This is a genomic window from Victivallis sp. Marseille-Q1083 (assembly GCF_903645315.1).
Lineage (GTDB): Bacteria > Verrucomicrobiota > Lentisphaeria > Victivallales > Victivallaceae > UMGS1518.
Genome location: NZ_CAHJXL010000001.1, coordinates 2937659 through 2952375, shown reverse-complemented (window position 1 = coordinate 2952375; position 14717 = coordinate 2937659). Strand labels below are relative to the sequence as shown.

General features: G+C 60.7%; 8 protein-coding genes. 7 read left to right on the top strand and 1 reads right to left on the bottom strand.

What is annotated here, in order from left to right:
- Positions 1–126 precede the first annotated feature (126 nt).
- From HWX74_RS12125 to HWX74_RS12095, 7 genes are all read left to right on the top strand, one after another.
- Positions 127–4746, top strand: a complete 4620-nt coding sequence (locus HWX74_RS12125; RefSeq protein ID WP_176013793.1) for a beta-galactosidase — start codon at positions 127–129, stop codon at positions 4744–4746.
- A gap of 334 nt (positions 4747–5080) precedes the next feature.
- Complete coding sequence (locus HWX74_RS12120) at positions 5081–5782, top strand: prepilin-type N-terminal cleavage/methylation domain-containing protein (RefSeq protein ID WP_176013792.1); 702 nt, start codon at positions 5081–5083, stop codon at positions 5780–5782.
- Between the two features lie 153 nt (positions 5783–5935).
- The gene (locus HWX74_RS12115; RefSeq protein ID WP_176013791.1) at positions 5936–8380 is read left to right on the top strand and encodes a DUF4091 domain-containing protein; all 2445 of its coding nucleotides are present in this window, start codon (positions 5936–5938) and stop codon (positions 8378–8380) included.
- A gap of 291 nt (positions 8381–8671) precedes the next feature.
- A complete protein-coding gene (locus tag HWX74_RS12110) occupies positions 8672–9991 on the top strand; it encodes an alkaline phosphatase (RefSeq protein ID WP_176013790.1) in 1320 nt (439 codons plus the stop codon).
- A gap of 199 nt (positions 9992–10190) precedes the next feature.
- Positions 10191–11606 carry an arylsulfatase gene (locus HWX74_RS12105; protein ID WP_176013789.1) on the top strand — a complete coding sequence of 472 codons (1416 nt, stop codon included), beginning with the start codon at positions 10191–10193 and terminating at the stop codon, positions 11604–11606.
- Positions 11603–12739 (top strand): anaerobic sulfatase maturase, encoded by a 1137-nt coding sequence (locus HWX74_RS12100; RefSeq protein WP_176013788.1) that lies wholly within the window; start codon positions 11603–11605, stop codon positions 12737–12739. The genes HWX74_RS12105 and HWX74_RS12100 overlap by 4 nt, the downstream gene beginning before the upstream one ends.
- Complete coding sequence (locus HWX74_RS12095) at positions 12736–14283, top strand: sulfatase-like hydrolase/transferase (protein ID WP_176013787.1); 1548 nt, start codon at positions 12736–12738, stop codon at positions 14281–14283. The genes HWX74_RS12100 and HWX74_RS12095 overlap by 4 nt, the downstream gene beginning before the upstream one ends.
- Positions 14284–14334: 51 nt before the next feature.
- On the opposite strand, the gene HWX74_RS12090 is transcribed toward HWX74_RS12095, so the two are convergent.
- On the bottom strand, positions 14335–14715 hold the full coding sequence (locus tag HWX74_RS12090) for a DMT family protein (RefSeq protein WP_176013786.1): 381 nt from the start codon (positions 14713–14715) through the stop codon (positions 14335–14337).
- Positions 14716–14717 lie beyond the last annotated feature (2 nt).

Below are 14717 nucleotides of genomic sequence, written 5' to 3'. Positions count from 1 at the left end.
TTCTGGCGGTATATTGGTGGAGGCACTCCGAAGGCGGACACCGTCCCGTTCGGAGCGCCTGATTTATCAAGCTGAATCCCTGGAATGGAATGGTTCTTTCAAATGGTTTTCTGGAAAAGATTTTTGATGTTCGTTTCGTTGGCGCTGAGTTGGGAAGCGGCAGCGGAGATTGCCGCGGTGGAGCAGGACGGCAATACGCTTTACCGCCTCTCCAATCGACTGGTCGAAGCCGTCGTCAATCCGGCGGCCGGCGGCCGGGTGGAGAGCTTTCGCCAGCCGGGCAAAGCGAATTTGTTTTCGCCCGGTTCGGAGGGCGATGCCCCGGCCGGCAGCGGCTTCGGGCTGGAACAGTTGCGCGACCGCGGCAGCCGCATCAATCTGACTTCCGGCGCGGCCTGGCAGGTCGTCGATTTCGGAGACCGGGACGGCGGCAGCTTCATCACGCTGGAAAACGGCGATTCTCCGCTGCACCTGGTCAAAACCTACACCCTGCGGGAGGATGCCGCCAGCCTGGAGGTCGCCTATGCGGCCGACAACCCCGGCTCCCGGGACTTTCTCGGCAACCTCTGGTTCGTCACCGTGCCGTTCCCGGCCGGCACAACGTCGATGCGCTACTATTATCCATTCGCGCAGCGTTCGAGCTGGCCGGATTTCAACGACGGCGAAGCGGTGCTGGAGCCGCTCCGCTGGCCGGAGACGACCGGCGATATCGTCACCAATCAGCCGGCGGCCGGCTGGGCGGCGGCGCTGAACGACGCCGACGACGGAGTGTTGTTGGAAGTCGATTACCCGGCTTTGCGCAATTTCTACAACTGGCTGCCGACCGGGCCGCAGCAACCCAGTCTGGACTTCCTGACTTCCGACCTGAAAATCCGGCCGCTGGCGGAGGGCAAGGCGATGATTCGGCCGGAGCAGGAAGACCCGCTGTTCGACTTCATCTTCCGCTTCTCCTATCGTGTCACGCCGCTGTACGGCTGCCGGTCGGTGGAGGCGGCCGACAACCATATCGCCGCCGGTTTGAAACGGGCGGGCGGAAAGCTGACGGCGGCGTTGCGGAGCGATCGCGATTACGGCGAAATTACGGTGCGCTGCGGCGAGGAAAGCCGGCGGATTACGCTGCCGGCATTGCGGGAGGTCGCAGTGGAATTGCCGTGCCCGGATGATGAGCCGGTCGTTTCTCTGGAGCTGACGGCGGCCGACGGCCGTCGAATCGCCGTCCTGACCAGAAGTTTCGATGCCGGCCACCGGCCGGCGCCGGTGGCGGAGAAGGACAAAATATTCACCTTCACGCCGGAATATGCCGCATTGTTCACCGATTTTCGGCGGGAAATCATCCGCTGGGACGCCGACGCGGCAGAGAAAACCAGATTGCTGCTGTTCGCCACCGCCTGGAGCCATCACGACAGCGCCGAGCTGACGGTGCGCGGCAACTTCGACCTCGAACTGGTCGAGGTGGCTTATCCGCATCAAATGGCATTCGATGTCAATGACAACCGCAGTTGGCTGGCGCCGGACCCGGCCGTCTATGCGCGGCAGGTGATCGACGCCGATTATGACGTCATCATGATTTCCTCGGCGATCCGCTGGGAAATCCTGCCGGACGAGGTCAAGGAAAAGATCAAGGCGAAAATTGAATCGGGCGTCGGTCTGGTTTTCGTCGACCCGCCGTTCGGCATCGATTCGACCGGCCTGGCACTGCGGTACAACGAAGCGGAGACGGTCAAATTGAACCGGGCGGTACCCTATGACAAGCTGGCGGCGATCCGGACCGACGCGGATCCGGCGGCGATGCCGTTGAAGGTGTACGACTGCGGCAAAGGCAAGGTGGTTTCGGTCAATTATCGCTTGAATCAGAATCCGCGCGAGTGGATGATCGACAGTTACGGAATGATCCCGAATCCCGATTTCGCCGTCGGCAGCCGGTTCAATTACTACGACTATCACTTTTCGCAGATTCTGCGGGCGGTCCGGCTGGCGGCGCAGACGGCTCTGCCGGCCGAAATCACCGGCCTGGACGCCGGGGAGGATCAACTGACCCTGGAAGTCGCGGCAGTCGCCGCCGCCGAAGGAACGGTGACGCTGGAAGTCCGGGACAAATACGGCGAAGTGGTCGACTGCGCCGAATCGGAAGCGGCGCTGCAGGCCGGCCGCAACGAATTGCCGCTGGTGCTGCCGCTAGAAAAGATGACGCTGGACGGCGATTACTTTTACAACGTTTTTCTGAAAGTCGACGGCCATACCGCCGACTGGTATACCGTCGTGCAGAACCGGCCGGCGGCAGCGGCGCTGGAAGCGTTCGCGTTGGCGAAAAAATCTTTCGGCGGCGGCGAACCGGTCGCCGGCAATATCCGGTTCCGGGGCGACGTTGCCGGGGCCGAGCTGGAACTGAAAAGCGTGGACCGTTACGGCCGGGTGCTGTATCGCCGGCTGTTCGACGACTTGCCGCCGGAATTGCCCTTTGCCGTTGAGCCGGAAGTACGGCCGGAGACGACGATGAGCACCCTGACGGCGACGCTGCGCCGGGACGGCCGGGTGCTGGACCGGGCCGAGGCGACCTGGACGACGCAGCTGCCGCCGCGATCCGGCTTGAGCTTTGCCTGCTGGGGGTCCTGTTCGAACTATTTCGCCGACGAATACCATCGGGCGCTGGTCGAGATGGGGTTCGACGAGGTGCTCGGCTATAGCGGCGAGTTGGCCAATCTTGATCTGCAGCGGACCGCGGCCGAAGCGGCGCTGCGCAGCAATATCAATTATATTCCGATGGGAATTTACGCGATCCGGGATTGGAGTAATGTGTCCCAGCCCGGCCACAGTGTCAGGGAAAATTGCCTGCGCGACCCGGACTATCTGCAGCAGGTCTGCCAGAGCGTCCGCCAGCAAGTGGAGAAGCTGGCCGATTATCACCCCAATTCCTATTTTATCGGCGATGAGTGTTCCCTGTACCACTGGGACCTGCCGAACGATTACTGCCAGTCGCCGTGGTGCCTGGCGGCGTTCCGCCAGTGGCTGCAGCAGCGTTATGCGTCGCTGGACGAGTTGAACGCCGCCTGGCGGACCGAGTTCGCCGCCTGGGACGAGGTGAAACCGGATATGGCGGCCGAAGCGATTGAAAAACAGCGATTCGCCTCGTTCATCGACCATCGCCATTTCATGTTCACTTCGGTGACCAACGCGGTCAGAACCCAGTATGAGACGATGAAAGCCGCCGATCCGGACGGCAGGCTGGCGATTTCCGGCATGGTGCTGACCAATCTGTACACCGGCTTCGACTGGCATGAAATGCTGAAATATCTGGACCGGGTGGTGATTTACGATCAGTTGAATACCGGCCTGGACGACGTGCTGCGCAGCTTTGCCGCCCCGGGCGCCGGTCTCGGCGACTGGACCGGTTACCATGCGCCGATTCCGGAAATCCGGGAGAAAAATTACCGGGAAATCCTGAACGGCCTGCGGGACAACGGCAACTGGGCCAACGGTTATCTGCTGCGCCACGGCGATTTGAAGATTGTCGATTACGGTTTGCAGCTCAAGGCGATGATCGCCGAAATCAGGCAGTCCGGCCTCGACGTCATCACCGAGCCGGCCAACCGGGTCGCTTCGCCGTTTGCGCTGTATTTTTCGATCCCGGCGATGCTGACCAGCGACGCTTCCGATTTCCTGCATTACATGGTGGCCGACAAACGCAATTACCATCGCGACTTCGGCGGCTGGACCGCCGTGCTGGCCAACCTCGGCTATCCGGGCCCGCTGGTGGTCGGACCGGAGGAATTGCCGGAACTCGATCCGGCGGTGTCGCCGTACCTGATCCTGCCGCTGGCCCAGGCGATGAGCGACGCCGACATCGAGGCGATCGAGCGTTATGTCGCTGCCGGCGGCAAATTGATCGCCGACGTGCTGCCGGGCGGCTGCTACGAAAATGGCGTGGCCCGCCGGGACAATCCGTTCCGGGAGATTTTCGGGGTCGATGCGAAGTTTCGCAGCGCCTTCGGCGGCAAGCCGGGCGAATTCCTGACCATCGACGGCCGGACCGTCGAGCTGGAAATCGGCGACCCGGACCTCGAAGTGCTTGACGGCCGGCCGCAGTTCGCCGCCGACCGGCGGCTGATGATCGGCAAGGACGGCCATCTGCTGTTGAACTTCCTGCCGAACAATTACCGCTACATCCGGGATAAGGCGGCGGCCGGCGACCCGGCGGTCGAACTGTTCCGGACGGCGCTGCAATATGCCGGCGTACCGGCTGACTGGCTGGTACGGCTGCCGCCGAACGCCGAACTGGGGCGCTACCGGCTCGACGGCAATGAATACGTCGGTTTGACCCGCGCCAAAGTCGGCCGGGAGGAACGCAAGGATGCCGTTCTGCAGTTCGACCGGGAGTATTATCTCTACGATCTACTGGAACGCCGGCCGCTCGGCCGGGCCGACCGGTTTGAAACCGCGCTGGACTCGTACGGCGTCCGGCTGCTGGCGCTGCTGCCGGAACCGGCGCAGCCGTATTCGCTGACCCTGGAGCGGGACGGCCGCTGCGTCAAGGCGATAGTCGCCAATCCGGGCGTCGCCGGGCTGTTCCGGCTGGAAGTTTATCAGCCGGACGGCACGCTCTACCGGCCGGCGACCGGCAACCACGCCGGCAGGGACAGGACTGAAATCCTCGTCGATCCCGGGTTGGAACCGATGCCCGGCGCATGGAAATTCAAGGTGATCAATCTTCTGGACAATACGACGGCGGAAGCGGCAACCGGTTTCTGAGTGAATGTTTTCAACGCAAATTCTCCGGCCAATGGATATTGGGCCGGAGAATTTTTTTATTTCAAACATAATTTCAGGTAATTTTCGAGTTTTCTGTAAAGGGGGGATTGACTTTTGCCGAATTTTTTGATATACTATCTATATGGATGCTGTATCGGAACAGTTCGTTACAGGAAAATCGAAACCGGATTTACAATGCGATTTCGAAATTGACTTCGTGTCCCGATCCGCCGCCATGTACCGAGGAGAATATTTTGCCGTTCCGGATTGTTGCCGGCTATTTAACCGGCGGGTCGATAAATCGTAAAAGGACAAACTATCCAAGGAGAACCAGATGAAGAAGAGGTTTACGCTGATCGAGTTGCTGGTTGTAATTGCGATCATTGCGATTCTTGCCAGCATGCTGCTGCCGGCCTTGGGCAAGGCCAAACAGAAGGCTTTGAGCATCACCTGCCTCAACAATCTGAAGCAGAACATGCTCGGCACTCAACTTTATGCCAACGACAGCCAGGACATCATGCTGGTCTATTTCTACGACAAAAAAATCGAATTGACCTGGAACCAGGCGCTGAATGAGAACAAGTACGTCGACCAGTCGGTTTTTTTCTGTCCTTCGGTTCAGAAAGTCGATTACGAGAACGACTGGCGGGGACCCTTCCGGACTTACGGCGTCCTCAATTTGAAGGACGATTTGACTTTCTATAACAAATACAAGGAAAACTGGGGTGATTTCGCCATGTTCGGCAATCCAAGCTGGTATTACGCTTTTTACGCTCTTTCCCGGATGAAACAGCCGACCAAAACTCCGCTTCTCGCCGATACCCTCATCGCTTCCGGGGCGGAGCAAGGCAGAGGACACTTCAATTTCTATCCCTATGCCACGTCGGAAAATGCGGCGGCCAGCCTCAATCACGGCAGCACCGGCAATATCGCTTTCGCCGACGGCCACGCCGAAGCCCAGAGCGTCGGACAATTCCGCGACCTCGACTTCACAACGCTGGTGGTCGACGGCGTCGTCAGGGAATACACCAATTGACCGGAGCCGGATAAACGGGCAGAATGCCTTTTCAGAATTCTAAATGCCAATTCGGACATCGCAAGAGATCGTTCTTGCTTTCGTCCGAATTGGCAATACAATACAGTCGGACTCGTTTCCGACGGTAATTTTCATGAAACATGGGAGAAGACTATGAAACGATGGTGGTTGGCGGTGTTGCTGACGATGATTGCCGGGGCAGTGTCCCTGCGAGCTTTGCAGGCGGAAGATCCGTTGGTGCTCAATGATTTCCGGTCGCCGGGCGCAATTGAAAAACTTTCGCTGCGGGCGGCGAAGGGCGAATTGATGGCAACGGACGACGATCAGGCGCCGGCCGGCTTCCTGGTCGATTACGAGGCCGGGGAAGAGCGCTGGCCGGCGCTGATTCTGCGCGGGGAAGCGCTGCCGGAGAAGAATTGGATTCTGTACGACCGCCTGACGGTAAAAATTTACAACCCGGCGGCAACCGAAGACAACACCCTGCAATTGTGCGTCCTGAACCAGGGCGGCAGCCGTTCATACCTGCCATTGAAATTATCCCCCGGCTGGAATACCGTGACATTGCCGGTCAATCGGCGCCTGACCACCGAGCTGCCGGTCGAAGAGCTTCATTTCTTCCTGACCGACCCGAAAGAACCGCGCCAATACGGTTTCGCCGACCTGACGCTGCACGGTCCATTGCACCTGGAGCGCCTGAAAACCGCGGCGGAATGGCAAACCCCTTATGAAAAATCACTCCGGCAGCCGGCCAGTCCGGACGCCGGACTGCAGCAGCGCCGGGAAGCGGTGGAAACCGCCTATGCCGAGGCGCTGGCGGACTTCAAACAGGCCGGGGCGCCGTCGCCGCGTTATACCGCGCAGGTGGCGCTGCAGTCATTGCTGCCGCAGTTGGAACGGCTGCGCGGCCTGATCGCCGCGCAGGCGGAACTGGCCGCTTCGCCGGATGGCGTATTGACCGCCTGGGCGGACGGCATCACCCGGGTGTTCCCCGAACAGGGCCTGGACGGCAAGACGCCGGGGCGGCTCAGCCTGGCCGCCAATGAGACCGAAGGCATTCAACTCTGCCTGATGCCGCAGGAAGACTGGACCAACGTATCGGTACGGGCGGACAGCTTCCGGCAGGCCGACGGCACGGTGCTGGACGCCGGAAATATCGCCATTGCGCCGGTCGGCTTCGTCAACACGGTCCAGCCGTGTTATCCGGTGGAATACACCGGCTGGACGCCGGATATCTTTCTCGACTACCTGCCGCAATTCGAGGTCAAAAAACAGCGCTGGCAGCCGGTCTGGCTGGATGTCCGCGCCCCGGCCGACCAGCCGCCCGGCCTCTATGACGGCATCATCACCGTCACCGCCGACCAGCTGGCCGAACCGCTGCAAATCCCGCTGACCATCGAAGTCTGGCCGTTCGTCCTGCCGGAGAAGAACTCCTTCCCGCTGGCGTTCAACGAGATCAGTTACGGCGACTTCGTTTATTCGCTGGTGGCGCCGGAAGCGACGCCGGAAGACTATCAGGCGTATCTGGAATATGTGGCCGGCGACCGGCCGGAACTGGACGGCAACGCCGAGCAAATCCGGCTGGCCGTCGAAAACTGCGAAGCGATCATTGCCGCCCATCGCGTCCCGACCGACAATCTGTACCGCAATACGGTGCCGACCGAACGGGAATTGCAGGAGCGGCTGGACAACCGCAATACGATGGTCAATCTGCTCTACGTCCACGGCCTGGACGCTCTGCCCAAACTGCGGAAAATCCTGCCGGCCGTCGAGCGCAACGACTGGTGGGACAACGTTTATATCTACGGCTTCGACGAGGTTTCGCCGGAAGGCTTCGCGCTGATGCACGACGTATTCGGGGCAATCCGGGCCGAATATCCGAAACTGCGGACGATGACCACCGCCTACGACCACTCCTTCGGGCCGGACAGCCGGTTGGACGAGTTGATCGACATCTGGGTGCCGCTGACGCCGGTTTACCTGGATACGACGGCGGAAGCGGAAGCCGCCCGGCAGCGCGGCCGGGAAATCTGGTACTACGTCTGCTGCTTCCCGGTGCCGCCGAGCGCCAATTTCATGATCGAATGTCCGGCGACCGGCACCCGGCTGCTGCCCGGCTTCATGGCGCGCCAATTCCACAGCGACGGCCTGCTCTACTACCAGTTGACCTTCTGGCGGACCAACCAGACCCGGACCGGGGCGGACGGCACTACTGAAATATTGGAAAACCATCCGTGGCCGGAACCGCTCCGGGGCGGACCGTATACCAATATGAACGGCAAAAGCTGGGCCGATTTCAACGGCGACGGCATGTTGCTCTATCCGGTACCGGGCGGCGCGGTGCCGTCGCTGCGGCTCAAATTCCTCCGCGACGGACTCGAAGATTATGAATATCTGCAACTGCTGGAATCGCTGGTCGCCCAAGCGAAAGCCGGCGCGGTGAAGATGGCGGACGGCGATCTCGAACAGGCGGAGAAGTTGCTGGCTCCCGATTGGGATTTCATCCGCTCGGATACCGAATATACCCGCGACAGCCGGGAAATACTGCGGCGGCGGCAGCAGATCGGCGAACTGCTGGCCCGTTACGGCAATTCCCGCTGACATCTGCCGTCCCGCGATTCGATCCGGATCCGTTGGCAGGATCCGGATCTTTTTTTATCGTCAAAAATACCCGACTGAATTTGCAACCCGGCCGAAAAGATGGTATTCTTGGATGCGGAGCATATCCCGGAAATCGGATCGGACGATCATGAAATGCACCTTGGAAGATGAAGCGGTATTCGCGGCGGCAGTCTGGGATGGCGCCGCGGAAGAAGATCGTGCCGAAGCCGCCGCCGGAACTGCATAGATTGAATTTTCTTTCAAGACAAATTTAATTTCAAGGAGGAAAACATGAGTACACGGTTTCATAAATTCGGACTGGCGCTGTTGCTGCTGCTGGTCGCCGCCGGCGCGCAGGCGGAAATCAAGTATGTGCTGCTGTTTATCGGCGACGGCTTCGGACCGGCGCAACGGGAGTTGACCGAAACGCTGCTGGGCCGGAAGCTGATGATGAGCACATTGCCGACTGCGGCGCGGACCGGCACCGACAATTACGGAGGGACGGTCACCGATTCCGCCGCCAGCGGCACGGCAATCGCCTGCGGCGTCAAAACCAACAACGGCGTTATCGGCATGGACCATGAACTCCGGCCGGTCGCAAGCCTGGCGGCCCGCCTGAAAGAACGCGGCTTCAAAGTCGGCCTGGTCTCCTCCAGCCCGCTCAACGACGCCACGCCGGCGGCGCATTACGCCCACCAGCCGTCCCGTTCGATGCTCGATGAGATCGCCGCCGAAATTCCGGCCACCGGCGTCGATTACCTCGGCGGCGCGGCGCTGGCCGGCAACGCCGAAGCCAGTTACGCAATGCTGCAAGACAACGGTTACACGGTCATCGCCGCCAACGACGCGCTAACCCGATTGCCGGACAGCGATAAGGTTTACGCCGTCGCCCAGCCGTTCACCCGCTGGACGACCGAACAGGCATCCTCCCGCCCGACGCTGGCCGAACACACCCGGGCGGCCATCGCGCAATTATACAATCCGGACGGCTTCTTTCTGATGGTGGAAAATGGCCACACCGATTACGCCGGGCACAGCAACGACGCCGGCAAACTGATCCACGAAGTGGTGGCGCTGGACGAAGCCGTCCAGGCCGGATTGGCCTTTCAGGCGCTGCACCCGCAGGAAACCCTGCTGATCGTCACCGCCGACCATGAAACCGGCGGCCTGAACATCGACCAGATGAAAGCGGCGCTGCTGCCGCTGCTGCGGCTTCAAAAACAGGAAATCGGCGCAATCGCCGGGGAAGCCAGGCAACGGCTGAAGGACAGCAAATTGACCACCGCCGCCGGATTGGTCGAATTTTTCGAAGACCAATTGGGGCTGGCGCAGCAGCCGTTCACCGCCGTGGAACGCCAGACGGTCATCACCGCGCTCGGCGGAACCGATGCCGATCAAAGCGGGTTGGCCGAACACCTCGACGACGGTTTGCGGGCGGCATTCCGTTGCCGGGACGCCCGGCTCGGCATCGCTTATACGACCGGCGGTCACTCGGGCGCCAAGATCATCACCAACGCCGCCGGACCGGGGTGCGAACTCTTCGCCGAACCGCTTGAAAACAGCGACATCCCGCAGCGGATCGAAAAGGCGATGTCGCAACACGCCGACTGACCCGGTAAAAACGGCATCCGGACAATAAACTTGAAACCACTCCTCCGGTCCGGCATTTTCGACCGCCGTATCGGCCTGACGATGGCGGAAATGCTCCGGAGGACAAATCCCGGCCAAGATTTTTTCCAACAGCGGGACCGGCCGCGGCGGGCCGGAGCCACCCGCCTCGGACACTGAAAATTTTCAAGGAACCTTCGCTATGAACAACCGCCCCAATGTCCTATTGATCGTCGTCGACCAGATGCGGCGCGACGCGCTGGGCGTCAACGGTTCGGACGACCTTCACACGCCGCACCTCGACCAACTGGCCCGGGAAGGCATCAACTTTTCCCGGGCCTATTCCGCCTGTCCGAGCTGCATTGCCGCCCGGGCGGCCCTGATGACCGGCCTGCGGCCGGACCGTCACGGCTTTACCGGTTACGACTCCCGGGTGGAATGGCGCTATCCGACCACGCTGGCCGGCACGCTGGCCGCCGCCGGGTATCACACCCAATGCGTCGGCAAAATGCACGTCGAACCGGCCCGGAATCTGCTGGGTTTTCACCACGTCGTGCTGCATGACGGTTTCCTGCACGACAAGCGGCAGCAATACCGCGATGCGATCGAATACGACGATTATCTGCCGGACATTCGCCGGCATCTCGGGCCGGACGCCGATATCGGCGATTGCGGCGTCGGCTGCAACGGCTATGCGGTCCGGCCCTGGCCGTGGGATGTCCGGTACCATCCGACCTCCTGGGTCACCTCCAGAAGCATCGAATTTCTGAAACGGCGCGATCCGACCAGACCATTTTTCCTGAAAGTATCCTACCACCGGCCGCACACGCCGCTGGACCCGCCGCCGGAGTTTCTCCGGCTGTACGATGCGATCGAACTGCCGGAACCAATCGAAAGCGATTGGAGCGGTTTTCTGTCGACCGCCGGCAACGTGGAAAATCCGGTCCCGTCGCAGCCGCCGTTCCGCGACCGGGCCAGAAAGGCTTATCACGCCTCGGTTTCCCACATCGATTACGAACTCAACCGGCTGTTCATCGCGCTCGGCGACCTGCGGTTGTGGGACAATTTGCTGATCGTTTTCGTCTCCGATCACGGCGATCTGCTTTACGATCACCGGCTGGTTCGCAAGGCGCTGCCGTTCGAAGGCTGCGCCGGCATCCCGCTCCTGCTGCGTTTGCCGCCGCCATTGCAGGACCGCTCCGGCCGGACCGACGGGCGGCTCGCTGAACTATGCGACATTTTTCCGACGATCTGCGAGGTCTGCGGCATTCCGGTTCCGGCCGGCCTGGACGGCCACAGCCTGCTCGATGAAACCTTCCGGCGCGACAGCCTGCACGGAGAACACTGTTACGGCGAATGGTCCAACCACTGGCTGACCGACGGCCGCGAAAAATATTGCTGGTTCAGCCAGAGCGGCCGCGAATTGTTGTTCGATCTCGTCGGCGATCCGCAGGAACGGCACGACCTCTCGGCCGCCCGGCCGGAACGGACGGCATTCTGGCGGAACAGACTGGTTCAGGAATTGGCCGGACGGCCGGAAGGTTACGTCGAAGCCGGCCAACTGGTCAACGGCCGGACGCCGGTTCCATCGCTGCCCTGGGCGGGAAAAGGCAAATGACGCCGTCCTATTCCTTGTTGATCAAACCGGTTTCCGGCGACTGCAATCTGCGTTGCGCGTACTGTTTTTACCTGCCGAAACGGGAATTGTTCCCGGCCGACGGGCGGCGGATGAGCAAGACGACGCTGGAAACGGTGATCCGCCGCTATCTGGCCGAACCATTGCCGCTGCACCAGTTCGGCTGGCAGGGCGGCGAACCGACGCTGGCGGGGCGGGCCTTTTTCGAGCTGGCCGTGAAGCTGCAGCGGCAATACGGCGGCAATCGCGCCATCAGCAATGCGTTGCAGACCAACGGCACCCTGCTCGACGACGGTTGGGGCAGGTTTCTGGCCGCCCATCGCTTTCTGGTCGGCCTCAGCCTCGACGGGCCGGCCAGGCTGCACAACCGTTTCCGCAAAAGCGGCAACGGCAACGGCAGCCATGCCGAAGTGATGCGCGGCCTGGCCATTTTGAAACGGCATCGGGTCGAAACCAATATCCTGACACTGGTTTCCGCCGCCAATGCCGCCTCGCCGGTTGAAATTTACCGTTATCTCGGCGATCAGGGCATGCGGTTTCAACAATATATCGACTGCGTGGAGTTCGACTCGAACGGCCGGCGACAGCCGTATGCCCTCGCGCCCGGTCAATGGGGAGAATTTCTCTGCCGGCTGTTCAACGAATGGTATCCGCGCGATTGCGGACGCATCTCCATCCGGCTGTTCGACTCGATCATTTCCCGGCTGGCCACCGGCATTCCCACCGTCTGTCCGATGAACAGCGATTGCCGCAATTATTTCGTCGTCGAATGCAACGGCGACCTGTTCCCCTGCGATTTCTTCGTCCGGCCGGAATTGCGCCTCGGCAACATCCAGGAAACCGGCTTCGCCGCGTTGTTCCGTTCGCCCTCCCATGCCGCTTTCGGACAGCGCAAAGAGCCGCACAACCCGCATTGTCCGTCCTGCCGGTTCCTGCCGCTCTGCCTGGGCGATTGTCCCAAAAACCGCCTTCCCGACGGCCGCAGCGCGTTGTGCGAAGACTGGCAACTGTTCTATTCCCATACCATCGGCCGCTTCGAACTGCTGGCCGAACGTGCTGGACAGACCGCCGTCGCGCATTCATCCCGAAAAACCTCCAAGGAGTACGGTTCATGAAAAATATTCTCCTGATCACCACCGACCAGCAGCATTGGAACACCCTCGGCTTTCTCAATGACGAAGTACGGACTCCCAACCTCGACCGGCTGGCCGCCCGGGGCTGTTATTTTTCCCGTGCCTATACCGTCAATCCGACCTGTACGCCGACCCGCTGCAGTTGGATCACCGGCACCTATCCGAGCCAGCATGGAGCCTACAGCCTCGGCACCAAATTGATGGAAAATCAGCCGACCGTCAACGCTGAATTCCAGAAAGCCGGCTACCGGACCGCTCTGATCGGCAAAGCGCACTTCCAACCGTTGCTGTCGCCGCCGGAATATCCTTCGCTGGAATCCTATCCGCTTCTCCACAACCTTGATTTCTGGCGGAGCTTCCACGGGCCGTTCTACGGTTTCGACCATGTCGAGCTGGCCCGCAACCATACCGACGAGGGCCACGCCGGCCAGCACTACGCACTCTGGATGGCAGAAAAAGGCTACCCGGACTGGCGGGAATATTTTTCGCCGAACGTGCCCTGCTACCAGTTGCCGGAAGATCCGCTGCGCAACTCCTCGCATCGCTCTCCCCTTCCCGGCGCGCCCTGGGATATCCCGGAGGAAATTCATTACAACGCCTGGATTGCCGAACGCACCAACGCAATGCTCGATGAATTCTCCGCCAACCGGAAACCGTTCTTCCTGTGGGCCAGTTTCTTCGATCCGCACCCGCCCTATATGGTGCCGGAGCCCTATGCCAGCCTGTACGATCCGGCACAGGTCACCGTCCCGGAATTCACGCCGGGCGAATTCGACGACAAACCGCCGCATTTCGCGATGACCCGGCAGGAAAATCCGGATTTCAGCGCCTACCGGACCGACGAAGGCTGCAACGCGCTGCACGGCGCCGGCTCCCACCTGCTCGACCGGGAAACCAGAGCGAAAAATATCGCCACCATGTATGGCATGGTGACGATGCTCGACGCCTATATCGGTAAAATTCTCGACCAGCTCGACGCACGCGGCCTGACCGAAAGCACGCTGGTGATTTTCACCACCGACCACGGCGATTTTCTCGGCCAGCACGGCCTGGTCTACAAAGCGATGCACCATTACGACGATCTGCTGCGCGTTCCGCTGATCGCCGCGCTGCCCGGCGTCATTCCGTCCGGCGCAACCAGCGCCGATTTGCAATCGACCGTCGACCTGGCGCCGACGATGCTCGCGTTCGCCGGCCTGCCGGTCCCCCGGTTCATGACCGGACTGAACCGCTATGGCAACTGGTGCGGCGACCATGCGCAGGCCCGCCGCCATGTGATCATCGAAAACCATCACAACCCGACGACGTTCTACGCCAAAACACTCGTCAACGACCGTTACAAAATCACCGTTTATTTGAATGCGTCCTATGGCGAACTGTTCGATTTGCGGGACGATCCCGGCGAGTTGACAAATCTCTGGGACAAGCCGGAATGCCAGATGCTGAAGCAGCAACTGCTGCTGGAATTCCTGCAGGCGGATATGGCTATCGAACCGATGCCGATGCCCCGCATCTGCGGTGCCTGAAAAATGACAGGCCGGCGCCGGGCCGTTTTCCCGACCGCTAAAAACGATGAATCAATTTTTAAACGCGAAGATGAAAATCACCGCCAGAATCAGGCAGATTCCGGCGCAGATATGATTCCAGCGGATCGATTCGCCCATATAAAGCAGCGCGAACGGCACGAAAACGCTGAGGGTAATGACCTCCTGCAAAATCTTCAACTGCGGCAGGGTCAGGACGCCCGGCTGATGGCCGATACGGTTGGCCGGCACCTGCAGCATGTATTCGAAAAAGGCGATTCCCCAACTGATGACGGCGGCGATGTACCACGGTTTCTGGCTGAGATTTTTCAGATGGCCGTACCAGGCGAAAGTCATGAAAACATTGCTCATGACCAGCAGCAGGACCGTCCGCGTCACCGGCGAAAACCAGATTGCTTTCAAACTCTCCAACATCG